Raw genomic sequence first — 20,132 nt, forward strand, 5'->3', positions numbered from 1 at the left:
GATCGCTGCCGTCAGAGACGTCTTGCCGTGGTCAACGTGGCCGATCGTGCCGATGTTAACGTGCGGCTTGTTGCGCTCAAACTTACTCTTTGCCATTTCGGCTCTCCATTCTTGCTAGTCCGCGAGGGACTTAATTCTTGTTATCGGTCAATTGGTATTCCGGTCACTTCTGACCGGAATACTTTGCCTGGATTTCCGTTGCGACGTTCGACGGGACCGGCGCGTAGTGATCGAAGGTCATCGTGTACTGAGCACGGCCCTGCGACATGGAGCGCAGGTTATCGACGTACTTGAACATGTTCGCCAGCGGAACGTTGGCGGCGATGACGATTGCGATGCCGCGCTGTTCCTGACCCTGGATCTGGCCACGACGGGAGTTCAGGTCGCCGATAACGTCGCCGACGTAGTCTTCCGGAGTGACAACTTCGACCTTCATCATCGGCTCGAGGAGCTGAGCGCCGGCCTTCTTGGCTGCTTCACGGAAGCAGGCACGAGAGGCGATTTCGAACGCCAGGACCGACGAGTCAACGTCGTGGAAAGCACCGTCGATGAGCGTCGCCTTGACGCCGAGCATCGGGAAGCCAGCCAGCGGACCTGAAGACAGAACGCTTTCGATACCCTTCTGAACGCCCGGGATGTATTCCTTCGGAACAGAACCGCCGACGATCTTGGATTCGAACTTGAAGTCTTCGCCATCCGGATTCGGTTCGAAGATGATCTTGACGCGCGCGAACTGGCCGGTACCACCGGACTGCTTCTTGTGCGTGTAGTCTTCTTCGTGCTGACGCGTGATGGTTTCGCGGTAGGCAACCTGCGGAGCACCGACGGTTGCTTCAACCTTGAACTCACGACGCATACGGTCGACGAGAATATCGAGGTGAAGTTCGCCCATGCCAGCGATGATCGTCTGACCAGATTCCTGGTCGGTCTTGACGCGGAACGAAGGATCTTCAGCAGCCAGACGGTTGAGCGCGAGGCCCATCTTTTCCTGGTCGCCCTTGGTCTTCGGCTCGATCGCGATCTGGATAACCGGCTCGGGGAATTCCATGCGCTCGAGGATAACCGGCTTCAGCGGATCGCAGAGCGTATCGCCAGTGGTGGTTTCCTTGAGACCGGCGAGAGCAACGATGTCGCCTGCAAAGGCTTCTTCGATGTCTTCACGCGAGTTCGAGTGCATCTGCAGCATACGGCCGACGCGCTCGCGCTTGTCCTTGACCGTGTTCATGACCGACGCGCCCTTTTCGAGCTTGCCGGAGTAGATGCGGGCGAAGGTCAGCGAACCGACGAAGGGGTCGTTCATGATCTTGAACGCAAGCATGGACAACGGCTCGCTGTCGTCAGCGTGACGCTCGATTTCAGCTTCCGTCTTGAAGTCGATGCCCTTGATGGCAGGGATGTCCATCGGCGACGGCAGGTAGTCGACAACCGCGTCGAGCAGAGGCTGAACGCCCTTGTTCTTGAAGGCAGTGCCGCAGAACATCGGATGGAACTTGACGTCGATCGTACCGCGGCGAACGAGTGCGCGGATCTGTTCGTTGTCAGGCAGAATGCCTTCGAGGTAGGCTTCGGTCGCGGCTTCGTCGATCTCGACAACGGTCTCGATCAGCTTTTCGCGATATTCTTCAGCCTTGGCCTTCATGTCATCCGGGATTTCGACGACGTCCCACTGGGCGCCGAGCGATTCATCGCGCCAGATGAGTGCGTTCATCTCGATCAGGTCGATGACGCCCTTGAACTCGGTTTCCGCACCGATCGGCAGCTGCATGACGACAGCCGTTGCACCGAGACGGGTCTTGATCATCTCGACGGAGCGGTAGAAGTCAGCGCCGGTCTTGTCCATCTTGTTGCAGAAGATCATGCGCGGAACGTTGTACTTCTCAGCCTGACGCCAGACGGTTTCCGTCTGCGGCTCTACGCCGGCGTTGGCATCGAGAAGAGCGACAGCACCGTCGAGTACGCGCAGCGAACGTTCAACTTCAATGGTGAAGTCGACGTGACCGGGGGTGTCGATGATGTTGAAGCGGCGCATCTTGCCGTCACGACCCTTCCAGAAGGTCGTGGTCGCAGCGGAGGTGATCGTGATGCCACGCTCCTGCTCCTGCTCCATCCAGTCCATCGTGGCCGCGCCATCGTGCACTTCGCCGATCTTGTGCGACTTGCCGGTGTAGTAAAGGATACGCTCAGTCGTCGTCGTCTTGCCGGCGTCGATGTGCGCCATAATACCGAAATTACGGTAGTCTTCGATTTTATATTCGCGAGCCATTGTGGACTGCCTTTCGAACCCGTTCGGGATTACCAGCGATAATGCGAGAACGCACGGTTGGCATCAGCCATCTTGTGTGTGTCTTCGCGCTTCTTGACCGCGGAACCACGGTTGTTGGATGCATCGAGAAGCTCGCCCGACAGTCGGTCGACCATGGTCGTTTCGTTACGCTTGCGCGCAGCAGCGATCAGCCAGCGGATGGCCAGGGCCTGACGGCGCTCCGGGCGAACATCAACGGGAACCTGGTAGGTAGCACCACCAACGCGGCGCGAACGGACTTCAACGTGCGGAGCAACGTTGTCCAGAGCCTGATGGAACACGCCGAGCGGCTCCTGCTTGGACTTGCCCTGTACGGAGTCAAATGCGCCGTAAACAATGCTTTCAGCGACGGACTTCTTGCCGTCAAGCATGATTGCATTCATGAACTTGGTGACGATGAGATCGCCGAACTTGGGGTCCGGGTTGATCTCGCGCTTCTCTGCTCTATGACGTCTGGACATACTTCTCGTCTCTTCGAATGTTAAGGCGCTCTACCACGCGGAGGACCTCGCGCAGCGCCGGGATTTCAAAACCGAATTACTTCGGACGCTTCGCACCGTACTTCGAACGGCGCTGCTTGCGGTTCTTGACACCCTGGGTATCGAGAACGCCGCGGATGATGTGGTAACGAACGCCCGGCAAGTCCTTTACGCGGCCGCCACGGATCATGACGACAGAGTGTTCCTGCAGGTTGTGACCTTCGCCAGGAATATAACCGATGACTTCAAAGCCATTGGTAAGACGGATCTTGGCGACCTTACGGAGAGCCGAGTTCGGCTTCTTCGGCGTCGTTGTGTAAACGCGTGTGCAAACACCGCGCTTCTGCGGGTTTTCCTGCAGTGCAGGAACTTTGTTACGCTTTACGTTTGGCTGGCGCGGCTTGCGGATCAGCTGGTTTACGGTAGGCATTCAACCATCCCTTACGTTTAAATCTCAAACCCTTGCGGGCGTAACTCACGCCGTCTCCGGCAAGATCACACGCGTGTCTCAATGCGCAAAACGTGGCCCGATCCGCTTTCACAGATGGACCACAGGAAGCAGAGGACGCATAAAGAAATGCGTCATGCGTGCAGGCAACATATCTTCAACGTGCGTTTCGAACCTTGTTTGAGGTGATCTTCGAGGCGCGTCGCCCCGAATGGCCATGCCTCACATGGGTCCGGATGGCGCGGGTACTACTGGTTTCCCGTCGCCTCGTCAAGGCTGTTAACAAATAAACTTCCGCCAAACGCCTTGAAACCGGGCGTTTGAGGGCTCTTTCGGGGGTTCTAGGCGAATTCGCTGCAGCACGGCAAGATAAACTTGGGCCTTGCAACAAAAACGGCTATGGAATCACTGATTGCAGAGCCTAAGCCCATGAAATCAGATTCAAATCTCGAATCGAAGGACATCCGATGATCACTGCCCCCGACAACGACAACAACTCGGAAGGCCCCATGGTCTTCATCATCATCGGCAAGGGCTACGAGTCCGACAACAGCGAAGGCGTCGATCTTCACGTGATGCTCAGGGCCGCCGACGAGGACAGTGCCGTGCGTGAGGCTCTGAATGCGCTTTCCGAAGAAGGATTCATCGAAGCCGACCTCGATCAGATCGGCATGTTGACCGAAGTACCGACCGAGGAGCCGCACGCCTCCGCCTACCAGGGCGCCGTTGACGGCGAAGTCGCGATCATCCGCTTCAGCTAATGCAGATGCAGCCGGACGCCCTCAAGGTGCTGATCTACGCAACCTGGCGCGACCGGCTGTTGGTTTTCGATGAGCCCGACTTTCCCGAGGTCGCGCTTCAGGTTCCGGGCGGTACTGTCGAAGCCGGCGAGGATGTCGCCGAGGCAGCCAGTCGCGAGTTCCACGAGGAAACGGGCCTGACGCCCGATCCCCTCACCCAGCTCGGCACTCACGACTATCGCTTTTCACTAATGATCGGCGGCATAGCCTTTCACCGCCGCCACTATTTTCATGTCGGCCTCGACGGCGACCAGCCATCGACCTGGCTTCACCGGGAGCTCACGCCCTTCGGCGGCGGCGAGCCTATTCTGTTTCGTTTCTCCTGGATCACTTTTGCCGAAGCCAAAGCGCGGCTGGGCTATGGCATGGCGGAGTGCCTACCGCTGATCGGTTGAGAATTTCTGTACCCGACAGCCGAGGCCCCTGCCCTTTAAATCAGCCAGAAACAAAAAGCCGCCCGGATCGCTCCGGGCGGCTTTTCAATTCTTGAACCAGACTACCGGTTATTCGGCAGCCGGGGCGCTTTCACCTGCGAGATCCTGCAGCATCGGCGTGGCGACATCGGCGCCCGTGCCCTTGCGGCGTTCTTCCAGGATCATCTCGTCGCGCGACGTGGCAATACGGCGGATCTGGGTCATGGTGCCACCGGTACCGGCCGGGATGAGGCGGCCGACGATGACATTTTCCTTCAGACCCTGCAGACCGTCGGTCTTGCCGGCGATAGCAGCTTCCGTCAGCACCTTCGTGGTTTCCTGGAAGGAAGCCGCGGAGATGAAGGACGGGGTCTGCAGCGACGCCTTGGTGATGCCGAGCAGAACCGGATCGCCGTAAGCCGGCTTCTTGCCCTGTTCGATCAGCGCGTCGTTGACGTCTTCGAGCTCGATACGGTCGATGTTGTCACCGACGATATAGGTCGAGTCGCCCGCATCGGTGATTTCCACCTTCTGCAGCATCTGACGGACAATCACTTCGATGTGCTTGTCGTTGATGACAACGCCCTGGAGACGGTAGACTTCCTGGATTTCGTTGACCAGGTACGAAGCCAGAGCTTCGACGCCCTTGATCGCCAGGATGTCGTGCGGAGCCGGGTTACCGTCGAGGATGTAATCACCCTTTTCGATGTAGTCGCCTTCCTGAAGGTGGAAGGGCTTGCCCTTCGGGATCAGGTACTCGACCGGCTCGACACCGTCTTCCGCCGGCTCGATGATGACGCGACGCTTGTTCTTGTAGTCGCGTCCGAGGCGGATCGTACCATCGATCTCAGCGATGATGGCGTGGTCCTTCGGACGACGAGCTTCGAACAGTTCGGCAACACGCGGCAGACCACCGGTGATGTCCTTGGTCTTGGCGCTTTCGAGCGGCGAACGCGCAAGCACGTCACCCTGCGAAACCTTCGTGCCCGGCTCTACCGACAGGATCGCATCGACAGAGAGCATGAAGCGGGCGTCACCACCACGCGACAGCTTCATGACGTTGCCGCTGGCATCCTTGACGACGATTGCCGGCTTCAGGTCCGAACCGCGCGGGGTCGAACGCCAGTCGATAACCTGGCGCTTGGTGATACCCGTGGATTCGTCCGTCGCTTCGAGAACCGAGAGACCGTCGACCAGATCTTCGAACTGAACGGTACCGGCTACTTCCGTCATCATCGGACGGGTGTAGGGGTCCCACTCTGCCAGACGCTGGCCGCGCTTGACCTTGTCACCTTCGTCGACATGCAGCTTCGAACCGTAAGCGACGCGCTGCGAGGACCGCTCAACGCCGCGCTCGTCCAGGATCTGGACGGTCATGTTGCGGCCCATGGCGACGAGAACGCCGTCCGAGTTGCGCAGCATGTTGCGGTTCTTGATCTGGATCGTACCTTCATACGAGGCTTCCAGGAACGACTGGTCGACCACGTTTGCCGTGCCACCAAGGTGGAACGTACGCATGGTGAGCTGCGTGCCCGGCTCGCCGATCGACTGAGCAGCGATAACACCGACCGCTTCACCCATGTTGACCGGCGTACCGCGTGCAAGGTCACGACCGTAGCAGACCGAGCAAACGCCGGTCTGAACTTCGCAGGTCAGTGCCGAACGGATTCGGATCGACTGGATACCAGCCTTTTCGATCTCGATGACATCGGGCTCGAGGATCATCTTGCCGGCATCGACGAGGCGCTCGCCGGTGACCGGATGATCGATATCGTCAAGAGCCGTACGGCCGAGGATACGAACGCCGAGCGAAGCAACGACCTGACCGGCATCGACGATGGCGGTCATGGTGAGGCCCGTGTCGGTGCCGCAATCCACGAGGTTGACGATGCAATCCTGCGCGACGTCGACGAGACGACGGGTCAGGTAACCGGAGTTAGCCGTCTTCAGAGCTGTGTCTGCGAGACCCTTACGGGCACCGTGGGTCGAGTTGAAGTACTCGTTGACGGTCAGACCTTCCTTGAAGTTCGACGTGATCGGGGTTTCGATGATTTCGCCCGACGGCTTGGCCATCAGGCCGCGCATGCCGCCCAGCTGGCGCATCTGGTTCGGAGAGCCACGGGCACCCGAGTGCGACATCATGTAGATGGCGTTCATCGGCTTCTGACGACCGGTTGCCGGATCGAATTCGACGGCCTTAATGCGGGCCATCATGTCTTCGGCGACCTTCTCGGTTGCCTTGCCCCAGGCGTCAACGACCTTGTTGTACTTCTCGCCCTGAGTGATCAGGCCGTCGTTGTACTGCTGCTCGTATTCCTTGACCAGGTTTTCGGTGTCGCCAACGATCTTTACCTTGGAGTCCGGGATAACCATGTCGTCCTTGCCGAACGAGATGCCGGCGCGGCAGGCGTGGGTGAAGCCGAGCTGCATGATGCGGTCGCAGAAAATGACCGTGTCCTTCTGGCCGCAATGGCGGTAGACCGTGTCGATCATCTTGGAGATGTTCTTCTTGGTCATTTCCTGGTTGCAGATGTCGAAGGTCACCTTGCCGTTCTTCGGCAGGAGTTCGCCGATGAGCAGACGGCCAGGGGTCGTTTCATAGATCTTCGAGTAGGCCTTGCCATCCTCGTCGATCGACTTGAAGCGACCGCGGATCTTGGAGTGCAGCGTCACGACCTTGTTTTCAAGCGCGTGATGCAGCTCGCCGAGATCGGAGAAGGCCATGCCTTCGCCCGGTTCGTTCTGGTTCATGATGGCGAGGTAATACAAGCCGAGAACCATGTCCTGCGACGGAACGATGATCGGTGCGCCGTTTGCCGGGTGCAGGATGTTGTTCGTCGACATCATCAGGACGCGGGCTTCGAGCTGGGCTTCGAGCGACAGCGGCACGTGAACGGCCATCTGGTCACCGTCGAAGTCGGCGTTGAAGGCCGTGCAGACGAGCGGGTGCAGCTGGATGGCCTTGCCTTCGACCAGGATCGGTTCGAAGGCCTGGATGCCCAGGCGGTGCAGCGTCGGTGCGCGGTTCAGGAGAACCGGATGCTCGCGGATAACCTCGTCGAGGATATCCCAAACTTCAGGCTTTTCCTTTTCAACCAGCTTCTTGGCCTGCTTGACGGTCGAGGAGTAACCCTTGGCGTCGAGGCGGGCGTAGATGAACGGCTTGAACAGCTCGAGCGCCATCTTCTTCGGCAGGCCGCACTGGTGCAGCTTCAGTTCCGGACCGGTCACGATGACCGAACGGCCGGAATAGTCGACGCGCTTGCCGAGAAGGTTCTGGCGGAAGCGGCCCTGCTTGCCCTTGAGCATGTCGGACAGCGACTTCAGAGGACGCTTGTTGGCGCCGGTGATGACGCGGCCACGGCGGCCGTTGTCGAACAGCGCGTCCACAGATTCCTGCAGCATGCGCTTTTCGTTGCGGATGATGATGCCAGGAGCGCGCAGTTCGATCAGGCGCTTCAGACGGTTGTTACGGTTGATTACGCGGCGGTACAGATCGTTCAGGTCCGACGTCGCGAAACGGCCGCCATCAAGCGGAACCAGCGGGCGCAGGTCCGGCGGGATGACCGGGACGACCTTCATGATCATCCATTCCGGACGGTTGCCGGACTCCATGAAGTTCTCGACGATCTTCAGGCGCTTCATCAGCTTCTTCTGCTTGAGATCCGACGTGGTGTCGGCCAGATCCGAGCGCAGGTCGCCCGCGATCTTCTCAAGGTTCATCGATGCCAGCATTTCGAAGATGGCTTCAGCGCCGATCATGGCGGTGAACTGATCTTCGCCGTACTCATCGACGGCCAGCATGTATTCTTCTTCCGTCAGGAGCTGGTGCTCCTTGAGCGCGGTAAGGCCCGGCTCGGTGACGATGTAATGTTCGAAGTAAAGAACGCGCTCCACATCCTTCAGCGTCATGTCGAGCAGCGTCGAAATGCGCGAAGGAAGCGACTTCAGGAACCAGATGTGGGCAACGGGAGCGGCGAGCTCGATGTGGCCCATGCGCTCACGGCGAACGCGCGACAGCGTCACTTCGACGCCGCACTTTTCGCAGATGATGCCCTTGTACTTCATGCGCTTGTACTTGCCGCACAAGCATTCGTAGTCCTTGATCGGTCCGAAGATGCGGGCGCAGAACAGACCATCGCGTTCAGGCTTGAACGTACGATAGTTGATCGTTTCCGGCTTCTTGATCTCACCATAAGACCAGGAGAGAATCTTCTCCGGAGACGCAATCGAAATCCGGATGGAATCGAAATTCTGCGCAGGCACCTGCGGATTGAAAAGATTCATGACCTCTTGGTTCATGCCTGTCTCCTTCATGGGCTGAAAGCCCTCAAACTGCGATGGTCAGCGGCAAATCCCGGGCGCCGCAGCCATAGCGAAAAAACGACAATAACCGCAGAATGCGGCGAAATCGTCCCTTCCCGGCCAACACGTTACGGGGCCAGAGCTGGGACGGTGCGCGCTGCATGGCAGCGCACACCCTATTGGAGATTACTCGGCAGCGTCCGGCAACTGGCCGGTCTGCTGCTCGTCAACCTTCGAGTTCTCGAGCTCGACGGAAAGACCCAGAGAGCGCATTTCCTTGACGAGAACGTTGAAGCTTTCGGGAATACCCGCTTCGAACGTGTCGTCGCCTCGGACGATGGCTTCGTAGACCTTGGTACGGCCGGCGACGTCGTCGGACTTGACCGTGAGCATTTCCTGCAGCGTGTAAGCCGCACCGTATGCTTCCAGAGCCCAGACTTCCATTTCCCCGAAGCGCTGACCGCCGAACTGCGCCTTGCCGCCCAGCGGCTGCTGGGTAACGAGCGAGTAAGGACCGATCGAACGAGCGTGGATCTTGTCGTCGACAAGGTGGTTCAGCTTGATCATGTACATGTAGCCGACGGTGACCTTGCGGTCGAAGGGCTCGCCGGTACGACCGTCGTACAGAACAGACTGACCACTTTCGTGCAGACCTGCCTTCTTCAGCATCGAGGCAACGTCAGGCTCATGCGCACCGTCGAAGACCGGCGTTGCGATGGAGACACCCCGGCGGGACTGTTCGGCCAGCTTGACGAGTGCATCGTCGTCGAAGTGGGCGACTTCATCCTTGGCCTGCGAAGCGTAGACGTCCGTCAGCTCCGTCTTCAGGTCGGTGATGTCCATCGTCTTGCGGTATTCGTCGAGCAGCTCGCCGATCTTCTTACCCATGCCGGCGCAAGCCCAGGCAAGGTGGGTTTCGAGGATCTGGCCGACGTTCATGCGCGAAGGCACGCCGAGCGGGTTCAAGCAGATGTCGACATGCGTGCCGTCTTCGAGGAACGGCATGTCTTCGACAGGCACGATACGCGAGACGACGCCCTTGTTACCGTGACGGCCGGCCATCTTGTCGCCCGGCTGGATCTTGCGCTTCACAGCGACGAAGACCTTGACCATCTTCATGACGCCAGGAGGCATTTCGTCGCCGCGCTGGACCTTCTCGACCTTGTCCATGAAGCGCTGTTCAAGGCGCGACTTGGACTCGTCGTACTGGCCACGGAGAGCTTCGAGTTCGCCCTGGGCCTTCTCGTCTTCGACTGCGAACATCCACCACTGCGAGCGAGGATATTCGGAGACGACTGAGTTCGAAAGCTCGGTGCCCTTCTTGAAGCCCTTCGGGCCCGCGATGGCGACCTGGCCACGCAGCATGTCGACCAGACGACCGTAGACGTTACGGTCGAGGATCGCCTGCTCGTCGTCGCGGTCCTTTGCAAGACGCTCGATCTCTTCGCGCTCGATAGCCATCGCGCGCTCGTCCTTTTCAACGCCGTGGCGGTTGAAAACGCGAACTTCGACGATCGTGCCATAGGTGCCCGGAGGCATGCGCATGGACGTGTCGCGAACGTCGGAAGCCTTTTCACCGAAGATGGCGCGCAGAAGCTTTTCTTCCGGCGTCATCGGGCTTTCGCCCTTCGGCGTGATCTTGCCGACGAGGATGTCGCCCGGCTGAACTTCAGCACCGATGTAGACGATACCAGCTTCGTCGAGGTTCTTCAGCGCTTCTTCCGAAACGTTCGGAATGTCGCGCGTGATTTCTTCCGGACCAAGCTTGGTGTCGCGGGCCATCACTTCGAATTCCTCGATGTGGATGGAGGTGAACACGTCGTCAGCGACGATGCGTTCCGACATCAGGATCGAGTCTTCGTAGTTGTAACCGTTCCACGGCATGAACGCGACGAGCGCGTTACGGCCGAGTGCCAGATCGCCCAGGTCCGTCGACGGACCGTCAGCGAGGATGTCGCCGCGGTTGACAACGTCACCAACGGTGACCAGCGGGCGCTGGTTGACGCAGGTGTTCTGGTTCGAACGCTGGAACTTCTGCAGGCGGTAGATATCGACGCCGGATTTGCCAGCTTCGAGGTCTTCAGTCGCACGGATAACGATACGCGTCGCGTCGACCTGGTCAACCACGCCGGTACGGCGGGCACCGATAGCAGCGCCGGAGTCGCGGGCAACGATCGGCTCCATGCCGGTGCCGACGAACGGAGCTTCGGCACGCAGCAGAGGCACGGCCTGACGCTGCATGTTCGAGCCCATGAGCGCGCGGTTGGCGTCGTCGTTTTCCAGGAACGGGATGAGAGCCGCGGCAACCGAAACGACCTGCTTCGGCGAAACGTCCATCAGGTTCATGCTGTCGCGCGGAGCGAGCATAACTTCGCCAGCGTGACGGCAAACGACGAACTCGTCGGTGAACGAGCCATCGGCGCCAAGTTCGGCGTTCGCCTGAGCAACGTAGTACTTCGCCTCTTCCATGGCGGAGAGGTAAAGAACGTCGTTCGTCACCTTGCCGTCAACGATGCGGCGGTACGGCGATTCGATGAAGCCATACTTGTTGACGCGGGCGAATGTCGCGAGCGAGTTGATCAGACCGATGTTCGGTCCCTCAGGCGTCTCGATCGGGCAAATACGGCCGTAGTGGGTCGGATGAACGTCGCGGACTTCGAAGCCTGCGCGCTCGCGGGTCAGACCACCCGGGCCAAGTGCCGAAAGACGACGCTTGTGGGTGATTTCCGAAAGCGGGTTCACCTGGTCCATGAACTGCGACAGCTGCGAGGAGCCGAAGAATTCGCGAACGGCGGCAGCTGCCGGCTTCGCATTGATCAGGTCCTGCGGCATTACCGTGTCGATTTCGATCGAGGACATACGTTCCTTGATCGCGCGCTCCATGCGGAGCAGGCCGAGACGGTACTGGTTTTCCATCAGTTCGCCGACAGAGCGAACACGACGGTTGCCGAGGTTGTCGATGTCGTCGATTTCGCCCTTACCGTCGCGCAGCTCAACGAGCATCTTGACCACAGCCAGGATGTCGTCCTTGCGCAGGATACGGACAGTGTCTTCGACGTCCAGGTCGAGACGCATGTTCATCTTGACGCGGCCAACGGCGGAGAGATCGTAACGCTCCGCATCGAAGAACAGCGAGTTGAACATAGCTTCGGCCGAGTCCATGGTCGGCGGTTCGCCCGGACGCATGACACGGTAGATGTCGAACAGAGCGTCCTGACGGTTCTCGTTCTTGTCCGCAGCCAACGTGTTGCGGATGTAGGCGCCGACGTTGATGTGGTCGATGCCGAGAACCGGGATCTCGTTGAAGCCGTGCTGCAGGATGACGCCGAGCGTCTTCTCGTCGATTTCGTCGCCGGCCTCGAGGTAGATTTCACCCGTCGAGTAGTTGACGATGTCTTCGGCGAGGAAGTTGCCGTAGAGGTCTTCGTCGGTTGCCTGCAGAGCCTTGAGGCCCTTTTCGGTCAGCGTCCGAAGCAGACGTGGGGTCAGCTTCTTGCCACCTTCGACAACGACTTCGCCGGTGTCGGCGTCGATCATGTCGCTGATCGTCTTCGCACCCTTGAGGGTCTCCGGCGTAAACGGAATGCGCCAGCCCTTGCCGTCACGAACATAGTCGGACTTGGTGTAGAAGGTCGACAGGATTTCTTCGCCGTCCATGCCGAGGGCCATCAGCAGCGACGTTACCGGCAGCTTGCGGCGACGGTCGATACGAGCGTAGACGATGTCCTTGGCGTCGAACTCGATGTCGAGCCAGGAACCACGATACGGGATGACGCGGGCAGCAAAGAGCAGCTTGCCGGACGAATGGCTCTTGCCCTTGTCGTGATCGAAGAACACGCCCGGCGAACGGTGCATCTGAGACACGATAACGCGCTCGGTGCCGTTGACGATGAACGTACCGTTGTTGGTCATGAGCGGCATGTCGCCCATGTAAACCGACTGTTCCTTGATGTCCTTGATGGACTTCGCGCCCGTATCCTCATCGATATCGAACACGATCAGACGAAGTGTCACCTTCAGCGGCGCGGCGTAGGTCAGGTCGCGCTGGCGGCATTCATCGACGTCGAACTTCGGCGGCTCGAATTCGTAGGACACGAATTCCAGCATGGAGGCGCCCGAGAAATCCGTGATCGGGAAAACGGACTTGAAAACTGCCTGAAGGCCCTCGTCAGGGCGACCGCCCTTGGGCTCTTCAACCATCAGGAATTGATCATACGATGCCTTTTGAACCTCGATGAGGTTCGGCATTTCTGCGACTTCTGGAATTTTACCGAAAAACTTGCGTACGCGCCTACGACCATTGAACGAAAGGGTCTGAGCCATCGTCGCTCCTTCAAAATTGCATCCGGGCCTGCAACGGACGGGAACCGATGGCCAGTCGACCCCGTCAATCATGAGTTGTTCAATCTCGTCTCACTTCCCGAAACGCGAGGCCGGATTGCCTTCGCGTCTCGGTTCGAGACCATCCTCTTGAAGAACCCATTACCCAAAAGCCGTTTTCACGCGGTTTTTGGGTAATTCGTTCCGGAAAACGGCAAATGGGAGGCCGGAAATCCAGCCTCCCAGATGCAGTTCAAGATTACTTAACGTCGACCTTAGCGCCGGCGTCTTCAAGCTTCTTCTTGATGTCGGCAGCTTCAGCCTTGGAAACAGCTTCCTTGACAGCCTTCGGAGCGGCTTCAACGAGGTCCTTGGCTTCCTTCAGGCCGAGGCCCGTGATAGCGCGAACTTCCTTGATGACATTGATCTTGTTAGCGCCGGCGTCAGCCAGGATAACGTCGAACTCGGTCTTTTCTTCTTCAACGACAGCAGCAGCGCCACCGCCAGCAGCAGCAGCAACTGCTACCGGAGCAGCAGCGGAAACGCCCCACTTTTCTTCGAGAAGCTTGGACAGTTCTGCAGCTTCCAGAACGGTCAGTGCAGAGAGGTCTTCAACGATCTTTACGAGATCAGCCATGTTATCAGTTCCTTATGTTCGGTTCGAACCGGTTGTTTATAAACAGCAAAAAACCGCCTTATGCGGCTTCGTCCTTCTTGGCGTAAGCCGAAAACACGCGAGCAAGCTGGCTTGCCGGTGCTGCAACAACGCCTGCGATGCGGGTAGCCGGAGTCTGGATCATGCCCAGCAGCTTCGCGCGCAGTTCGTCCAACGAAGGCAGGGTCGCGAGCGACTTGACTGCATCAGCGTTGAGCGTGGTTGTTCCCATGGCGCCGCCGAGGACAACGATCTTATCGTTGGTCTTGGCGAAATCCACGACGACTTTCGGAGCGGTGATCGGATCATTGCTGTATGCAATGAGCGTCTGACCGTTGAAGAGATCGGAAATCCCTTCCGCTTCCGTACCCTGAAGGGCGATCTTGGCCAGGCGGTTCTTCGCGACTTTGACGGTACCGCCAGCTGCACGCATCTTTGAACGGAAGTCGTTCATCTGCGCGACTGTAGCACCAGCATAGTGGGCCACGACGACTGAGCCCGAAGCCTTGAAGACTTCGTTCAGTTCCGTGACGAATTCGCGTTTTTCCGCTCTTTCCACTGCCTATCTCCAGTAGATGGGACCGTAAACGGGCCCATCGGGTTGCCTTTGCCTCTCGGGATCAGAAGAGAACCCAAGCGACGCTTGAGGATCCTGTCCCCTCGCGCTCCGCGCCAGTTAAGGCTGAGAGGCACAAGGCATCCTAGGCTCGAACCAAATTCATCGAAGCAGAGCTTCAAGCAATTCGGGTCTTACCCGTCTCATGCAGGCCAAGTGATTAAGGGAAAACCACCTGCAATCTCGGACAGGATTCCGGATTTCTCCGGAATATCCCGGCCCCTTGCGAGGCCGGAATTCTTGCAGCCGGGCCATCAGGCCCGGCGAAACTTATGCCGTTACAGACGACGGGTCGATCTTGACGCCCGGGCCCATGGTCGAAGAGATCGCTACGCGCTTGACGTAGTTGCCCTTTGCACCAGTTGGCTTTGCCTTGATGACGGCGTCAGCAAAAGCCTTGATGTTTTCTTCAAGAGCCTTGGCATCGAACGAAGCCTTGCCGATGCCGGCGTGGACGATACCAGCCTTTTCGACGCGGAACTCGACAGCACCGCCCTTGGAAGCCTTGACGGCACCAGCGACGTCCATCGTAACCGTACCAACCTTCGGGTTCGGCATCATGCCACGCGGGCCGAGAACCTTACCGAGGCGGCCGACGAGCGGCATCATGTCAGGCGTTGCAATGCAACGATCGAAGTCGATCTTGCCACCCTGAACGATTTCGACGAGCTCTTCAGCACCGACGATATCGGCGCCGGCAGCCTTGGCTTCGTCAGCCTTGGCGCCACGAGCGAAGACAGCAACGCGAACGTCGCGGCCCGTGCCGTTCGGCAGGTTGACAACGCCGCGGACCATCTGGTCAGCGTGACGCGGGTCAACACCGAGGTTCATCGAGACTTCGACGGTTTCGTCGAACTTGGCGACAGCCCGTTCCTTGACCATGCCGATAGCGAGGCCGAGTTCGTAGAGCTTCGTGGGATCAACACCTTCGTTGATCTTCTTAGTGCGCTTGCCTGCCATGGTCTTATCCTACCACTTCCAGGCCCATGGCGCGGGCAGAGCCCTCGATCATCGCCATTGCACCTTCGATATCAGCTGCGTTCAGATCCTTCATCTTGGCTTCAGCGATCGACTTGATCTGAGCCTTGGTGAGCTTGCCGGCGGTAGCGCCCTTGCCAGGCGTCTTCGAACCGGACGTGATCTTCGCTTCCTTCTTCAGCCAGTAGCTAACCGGAGGCTGCTTCATGGCGAAGGTGAAGGACTTGTCCTGGTAATAGGTGATGACGACCGGGATCGGCATACCCTTTTCCATTTCCTGCGTAGCGGCGTTGAACGCCTTGCAGAATTCCATGATGTTAATGCCACGCTGACCAAGCGCCGGGCCGATTGGCGGGGACGGGTTTGCCGATCCTGCCTTGACCTGAAGCTTGAGCTGGCCTGCAACTTTCTTAGCCATGTCTCTCTGCCTTTCACTGATGGCCGGTTGCCCGACCAATAAATGCCGGATTGTTCCGGCGGCTGCGGTTGCGTGGTGCGGATTTTAGGACCCGGCTAAGGCGCCCTCACCTTCCACGCGCTTTACGGCTTGCGCCGCAAGGAAAGAGGCCGCAAGGCCTATTTCCCAGCTCAGACCTTCTCGACCTGAGCGTATTCCAGTTCGACCGGCGTAGCGCGGCCAAAGATCGACACTTCCACCTTCAGGCGCGAACGCTCCTCGTCCACATCCTGAACCGTGCCGTTGAACGAGGCGAAAGGACCATCGGAAACACGGACCTGCTCACCGATCTCGAAGGTAATAGATGCCTTCGGCCGCTCGACGCCTTCCTGAACCTGACCGAGGATGCGATCGGCCTCATAGTCAGGAATCGGAACAGGCTTGTTGTCGGAGCCAAGAAAGCCGGTAACCTTCGGCGTATTCTTGATCAGGTGGTAGGCTTCGTCGGTGAGGTTCGCACGAACCAGAACGTAGCCAGGGAAGAACTTGCGCTCGGAATCGACCTTACGGCCGCGACGCACCTCAACCACCTTTTCAGTCGGAACGAGGATCTTTTCGAAAAGATGCTCAAGTCCCTTCTGCCTGGCCTTCTCCTCGATGGATTCAGCCACCTTCTTTTCAAAGTTCGAATACGCGTGGACGATGTACCAACGTGCCGCCATGTTACCACTCCACCCGATCAGTTGCCGACGTTAAGCACGAAGCTCAACAACCAGCCAATGAGCTGGTCTGCAGCAAAAAAGAACAGCGCGGCAAAGATCACCATCACAAGCACCATGACCGTCGAGATCATCGTCTCGCGGCGCGAAGGCCAGGTAACTTTCGACGTCTCGGAGCGAACCTGCTGCAGAAACGTAAGTGGATTAGATTTTGATGCCATCGACTGCCCACGCAATTACGGCACGTAAAGCTGAAAATTCAGCCCCACGCACCGCGTGTCTGTTGAACCCTACATAAACACCGATTCCCAATTGCACAAGAGGGAAACCGAAGTTTAACGAAATTGTCGATCACGGTGCCGGCTGCTCGGGTCCCGCGACCAGGCACTTTGCACCGCCCTCTCCGACTGGAAGACGTTGGAAAAACATCCTCCTTCTTGTCGCGCTGATTAGCACGACCACTGCCGGAATTGCAATGCTTCTCCGGAATCTTTTGGTGGGGCGCCGCTTTAGACGGCCGCTACTCGAACAGTGTCACGGTGGTTCCGAAGTAATTCGCGGTCTGTGTTGCTCGCTTCGAGGAAGAGAGTTCACCTCTCACGAGACCGGGCGGGTCGTATAGCCCTTCGGAGCGGGTGATCAGCCATACGCGGCGGTAGCTGCGGATCGCCGTAGCCATTTTCTGGACGTCAGCCGCCGTGACAACAGGTGCCCCGAGGTTGCTGACAAAGGTGCGTTCGCCAGTTTCATCACGCACAGGAAATGGCCCGGGAACATAGACGATCGGCGGGAAGCCCGAACGCCCCTCGGCGTAGTAGATCAGCTCGACGCTGAGCTCGCTCGGCGCCGCCACGACCACATCACCGGTTTGCGCGATTGCGGCTATTTCTTCCGCCATCCGTCTCGGATCTTCGACCACATGGGCGTATCCCCGGGAAACCTCGATAGCGCCCATCACCAGAAAACCACCGAGAACGAAGGCTTTGACCGCGGTGCTCTTCCAAATATTGACGATACCAACCGCGACAAGCAGCATGACCAGCGGTGCCAGCCATTCAAACAGCCGGCTGATGTAGATCGGCTTGACCGTAAAGCTGATCGCGAGAACGATCGAGATCGGCAAAAACAGTACGATCAGAAGGTTCAAGGCCGTCGCTCGATCGGCCCTCCAAAGCGCGAACCAGCCGATGGCGGCCAAAATCGCGGCAGAGGCGGCGGGGATATCACCGCCCGACGCGAGCACCCACGCGGAGATGAAGTCCAGTTTACTCGTCGCTACCCAGAACGAAAGGCCGGTGAACCGCTGGCTCTGCCAGAAATACATCGGCAGATAGGGAGCCCAGATCGCCAAGGCAGCAACGCCGGCTGCCGCCGCCACAACGAGCGACTTCACGCGATGGCCTGACAGAAACACGAGGATCGAGAGACCGAGACCGACCCATATCCCGAAAGCAACAAACACGGCTGTATTGTGAAGCCACAGGGTTATGCCGCCTGACGCAGCCAGCGCGATCGCCGGCGCCAGCACTGGCGAGACAAGCAACCGTCCGGGTAGCTGCGTGATCAGCGCACGAAGAAGCGCAACGGACGAGATAATTGCCAGGGTTGCGGTGAGCGTCTCCAAGGCATAGGGACGCGCCTGCTGAGCGAAGAAGATGTTGCCCGCATTGGCGGCGAGCAGGAGGCCTGCAATCAGGGTGGCCGCCTCCCCCTTGCCATCGAGCCGCAGCAATCGGCCTGAGATCGCCAGAGAAAACACGGTCAGCACGCTCGCGAAGACGGATAGGCTTCTGAGTCCCCACTCCGCTGTGCCGAACAGCGCCGTCCATCCCTTCAGCAGGGTGTAATAGAACGGAGGATGCGTCTCATAGAGCGGGACATCGGTCCACAACTCGCGAAGCGGCAAAGCCGCAAACCACGCGCTGTAAGCTTCATCCAGCCAGAGAGACCGACTGGACAGGGTCGGCAGCCGGAGGCAGAGCGCGACGACGAGAATAGCAAAGGCGCAGATCCAGAAGCGCGCACCCGCAAGATATGAAGCGGGCGCGGAAGCGCCGTCTTCACTGAGTGCTTGCGGCAAGATGGCGGCCATATCGCGAACAGTTTCATCGCTCATTTGCTGCTGGTACCGATCTCAGCCAAGTGAAGCACACGCCGCTAGAGGTTTCATTTCCGTGCGAACACGAGGCTCTTGGGCATTCAGGCCCTAGCAATGACACGCGAAGCGAAAGAAAAACGTTAACGGCTGAGCAGCGCCCAACCAAACCGTTAGCCTATGGCGGACGGATCGTACTGCCGCAGCCGGCTACACGCGATAATTAGTTCTTTTGGAAAAATGGCAGGGGCAGAGGGGCTCGAACCCACGACCTGCGGTTTTGGAGACCGCCGCTCTACCAGCTGAGCTATACCCCTTTACGCTTTACATTCAGCTTCTTGAGCGATCGGCCGCGAAGCGAAACTGCAAGCATGGCGCTCTTTAAGGCGGTAGCTCAGGATTGGCAAGTGCGTTTTTTGATTTTTCCAGTCCTGCGTCGCCACAAGCCCTTTCGGTCAGGCCTTCACGTATTTGCGCCAGTCGTGTTCTTCCTTGAAACCAAGCACTTCGCGAATCTTCCGGTTGGAAAGGAGACCTTCATATTCGCCGATCTCACGCTTGAACGGCACGTTCGGATAGAATCGCCTGGCGAGTTCCCTCGACGGCGTATTGGCCGAGACGGTATCGTTGGCGGCGTTGAAGACCTGGAAACCAAGACCGTCCTTTTCGATGCAGAGATGGCAGATCTGGCCGAGATCGCGGGCGTCGATGTAGCTCCAGGCAATCCGCTTGCGCATTTCGGGATTGGCGAAATAGGTCGGGAAGTTCTCGTATTCATGCGGCTCGATGACGTTGCCGATCCGCAGCGCATAGATGTCGAAGCCGGAGCGTTCGGCAAAGGCGCGGGCTGTCTTCTCGTTCACGACCTTGGAGAGGCCGTAGGAATCCACCGGATCGACATCGTAATCCTCTTCCAGCGGGAACTGGTGGAAATTCCGATGACCCTCGGCAAAGCAGACGCCGTAGGTCGTTTCGCTGGAGGCGATGATGATTTTGCGGATCCCGAGCTTCACCGCCGCCTCGATGACATTGTAGGTGCCCATCGTATTGATGCGGAAGGTCTCGTTGTCAGGCTTGATGAGGATACGCGGGATTGCCGCGAAATGCACAATCGCATCAAAGGGCTGGACGCCCCTGCCCGCATCGAGATCGGGGAAGTCCCGGTGCATCGAAAGCGCATTGAACACCTGGCCGCTGTCGGTGATATCGGCGATCAGGTTTGTCACGCCGGGGCTGTCGAGCGGCACGAGGTCGACGTTGTGCACCTCATAGCCAGCATTGATCAGCCAAGGCACGGCATGGCGCCCTGCCTTGCCCGAACCGCCCGTGAAGAGAATGCGCTTTTTCATCATGTCCTCCCGTATGAAATCGGAGGCATAGATAACGGCTTCGCGGTCAAGCGCAAGTCTGCCCGACAGCAGCGATTGCACCGCCGAGGCGCGCCGCAGGAAGGCAGACAAAGAAAAAGCCCCGCTGTTTCCAGCGGGGCTTCTTCAATTGGATAATCCGAAGATTACTCGACGATCGAGGCTACGATGCCGGCGCCGACGGTACGGCCGCCTTCGCGGATAGCGAAGCGCAGCTTTTCTTCCATCGCGATCGGAA

General features: G+C 58.6%; 16 protein-coding genes, 1 tRNA gene and 1 pseudogene. 2 read left to right on the forward strand and 16 right to left on the reverse strand.

Annotated elements, in window-relative coordinates; genetic code table 11:
- The 4 genes from ASE04_RS30075 to rpsL all read right to left on the reverse strand — a co-directional run.
- Positions 1–96: GTP-binding protein (locus ASE04_RS30075; RefSeq protein WP_133624442.1), on the reverse strand; the 96-nt coding region annotated here is incomplete at its 3' end.
- Positions 97–163: 67 nt separating this feature from the next.
- Positions 164–2,263: an elongation factor G gene (gene fusA / locus ASE04_RS14350; protein WP_056818336.1), complete on the reverse strand. Its 2,100-nt coding sequence runs from the start codon at positions 2,261–2,263 to the stop codon at positions 164–166.
- Between the two features lie 29 nt (positions 2,264–2,292).
- Positions 2,293–2,763 carry a 30S ribosomal protein S7 gene (rpsG, locus tag ASE04_RS14355; RefSeq protein WP_024318422.1) on the reverse strand — a complete coding sequence of 157 codons (471 nt, stop codon included), beginning with the start codon at positions 2,761–2,763 and terminating at the stop codon, positions 2,293–2,295.
- A gap of 76 nt (positions 2,764–2,839) precedes the next feature.
- Positions 2,840–3,211, reverse strand: coding sequence for a 30S ribosomal protein S12 (gene rpsL, locus ASE04_RS14360; RefSeq protein WP_018902683.1), 372 nt, complete (start codon positions 3,209–3,211; stop codon positions 2,840–2,842).
- A gap of 485 nt (positions 3,212–3,696) precedes the next feature.
- Here rpsL and ASE04_RS14365 point away from each other — a divergent pair, with 485 nt between their 5' ends.
- Both ASE04_RS14365 and ASE04_RS14370 read left to right on the forward strand, forming a co-directional pair.
- Positions 3,697–3,990 (forward strand): hypothetical protein, encoded by a 294-nt coding sequence (locus ASE04_RS14365; protein ID WP_056818337.1) that lies wholly within the window; start codon positions 3,697–3,699, stop codon positions 3,988–3,990.
- A 5-nt stretch (positions 3,991–3,995) separates the two neighbouring features.
- Positions 3,996–4,424 carry an NUDIX hydrolase gene (locus tag ASE04_RS14370; RefSeq protein WP_056818355.1) on the forward strand — a complete coding sequence of 143 codons (429 nt, stop codon included), beginning with the start codon at positions 3,996–3,998 and terminating at the stop codon, positions 4,422–4,424.
- Between the two features lie 108 nt (positions 4,425–4,532).
- On the opposite strand, the gene rpoC is transcribed toward ASE04_RS14370, so the two are convergent.
- From rpoC to ASE04_RS30080, 12 genes and pseudogenes are all read right to left on the reverse strand, one after another.
- Complete coding sequence (rpoC, locus tag ASE04_RS14375; protein ID WP_056818339.1) at positions 4,533–8,744, reverse strand: DNA-directed RNA polymerase subunit beta'; 4,212 nt, start codon at positions 8,742–8,744, stop codon at positions 4,533–4,535.
- A gap of 189 nt (positions 8,745–8,933) precedes the next feature.
- On the reverse strand, positions 8,934–13,070 hold the full coding sequence (rpoB, locus tag ASE04_RS14380; protein ID WP_056818342.1) for a DNA-directed RNA polymerase subunit beta: 4,137 nt from the start codon (positions 13,068–13,070) through the stop codon (positions 8,934–8,936).
- 256 nt (positions 13,071–13,326) lie between these two features.
- Entirely contained in the window at positions 13,327–13,704 is a 378-nt protein-coding gene (gene rplL / locus ASE04_RS14385) for a 50S ribosomal protein L7/L12 (RefSeq protein WP_056818343.1), read from the reverse strand.
- 58 nt (positions 13,705–13,762) lie between these two features.
- Complete coding sequence (gene rplJ / locus ASE04_RS14390) at positions 13,763–14,281, reverse strand: 50S ribosomal protein L10 (RefSeq protein ID WP_056818345.1); 519 nt, start codon at positions 14,279–14,281, stop codon at positions 13,763–13,765.
- 327 nt (positions 14,282–14,608) lie between these two features.
- Positions 14,609–15,298, reverse strand: coding sequence for a 50S ribosomal protein L1 (gene rplA / locus ASE04_RS14395; RefSeq protein WP_056818347.1), 690 nt, complete (start codon positions 15,296–15,298; stop codon positions 14,609–14,611).
- 4 nt (positions 15,299–15,302) lie between these two features.
- Positions 15,303–15,734: a 50S ribosomal protein L11 gene (gene rplK / locus ASE04_RS14400; protein ID WP_024318430.1), complete on the reverse strand. Its 432-nt coding sequence runs from the start codon at positions 15,732–15,734 to the stop codon at positions 15,303–15,305.
- Positions 15,735–15,904: 170 nt separating this feature from the next.
- Positions 15,905–16,435, reverse strand: a complete 531-nt coding sequence (gene nusG, locus ASE04_RS14405) for a transcription termination/antitermination protein NusG (RefSeq protein WP_056818349.1) — start codon at positions 16,433–16,435, stop codon at positions 15,905–15,907.
- Positions 16,436–16,452: 17 nt separating this feature from the next.
- The gene (secE, locus tag ASE04_RS14410) at positions 16,453–16,653 is read right to left on the reverse strand and encodes a preprotein translocase subunit SecE (protein ID WP_056818351.1); all 201 of its coding nucleotides are present in this window, start codon (positions 16,651–16,653) and stop codon (positions 16,453–16,455) included.
- A gap of 299 nt (positions 16,654–16,952) precedes the next feature.
- On the reverse strand, positions 16,953–18,548 hold the full coding sequence (locus ASE04_RS14415; protein ID WP_056818353.1) for a glycosyltransferase family 39 protein: 1,596 nt from the start codon (positions 18,546–18,548) through the stop codon (positions 16,953–16,955).
- A 220-nt stretch (positions 18,549–18,768) separates the two neighbouring features.
- Positions 18,769–18,844: transfer RNA gene (locus ASE04_RS14420), tRNA-Trp, on the reverse strand.
- A 138-nt stretch (positions 18,845–18,982) separates the two neighbouring features.
- A complete protein-coding gene (locus ASE04_RS14425) occupies positions 18,983–19,876 on the reverse strand; it encodes an NAD-dependent epimerase/dehydratase family protein (RefSeq protein WP_056818357.1) in 894 nt (297 codons plus the stop codon).
- 164 nt (positions 19,877–20,040) lie between these two features.
- Positions 20,041–20,132: pseudogene (locus ASE04_RS30080) on the reverse strand (elongation factor Tu); the annotation flags it as partial.

Origin of the sequence: Rhizobium sp. Root708 (genome assembly GCF_001429725.1) — a bacterium.
GTDB lineage: Bacteria > Pseudomonadota > Alphaproteobacteria > Rhizobiales > Rhizobiaceae > Rhizobium.

Coding starts and splice junctions, on each gene's coding strand:
- fusA (WP_056818336.1), bottom strand. CDS start 2,263: ATGGCTCGCGAATATAAAATCGAAGACTACCGTAATTTCGGTATTATG.
- rpsG (WP_024318422.1), bottom strand. CDS start 2,763: ATGTCCAGACGTCATAGAGCAGAGAAGCGCGAGATCAACCCGGACCCC.
- rpsL (WP_018902683.1), bottom strand. CDS start 3,211: ATGCCTACCGTAAACCAGCTGATCCGCAAGCCGCGCCAGCCAAACGTA.
- ASE04_RS14365 (WP_056818337.1), top strand. CDS start 3,697: ATGATCACTGCCCCCGACAACGACAACAACTCGGAAGGCCCCATGGTC.
- ASE04_RS14370 (WP_056818355.1), top strand. CDS start 3,996: ATGCAGCCGGACGCCCTCAAGGTGCTGATCTACGCAACCTGGCGCGAC.
- rpoC (WP_056818339.1), bottom strand. CDS start 8,744: ATGAACCAAGAGGTCATGAATCTTTTCAATCCGCAGGTGCCTGCGCAG.
- rpoB (WP_056818342.1), bottom strand. CDS start 13,070: ATGGCTCAGACCCTTTCGTTCAATGGTCGTAGGCGCGTACGCAAGTTT.
- rplL (WP_056818343.1), bottom strand. CDS start 13,704: ATGGCTGATCTCGTAAAGATCGTTGAAGACCTCTCTGCACTGACCGTT.
- rplA (WP_056818347.1), bottom strand. CDS start 15,298: ATGGCAGGCAAGCGCACTAAGAAGATCAACGAAGGTGTTGATCCCACG.
- rplK (WP_024318430.1), bottom strand. CDS start 15,734: ATGGCTAAGAAAGTTGCAGGCCAGCTCAAGCTTCAGGTCAAGGCAGGA.
- nusG (WP_056818349.1), bottom strand. CDS start 16,435: ATGGCGGCACGTTGGTACATCGTCCACGCGTATTCGAACTTTGAAAAG.
- secE (WP_056818351.1), bottom strand. CDS start 16,653: ATGGCATCAAAATCTAATCCACTTACGTTTCTGCAGCAGGTTCGCTCC.
- ASE04_RS14415 (WP_056818353.1), bottom strand. CDS start 18,548: ATGAGCGATGAAACTGTTCGCGATATGGCCGCCATCTTGCCGCAAGCA.
- ASE04_RS14425 (WP_056818357.1), bottom strand. CDS start 19,876: ATGAAAAAGCGCATTCTCTTCACGGGCGGTTCGGGCAAGGCAGGGCGC.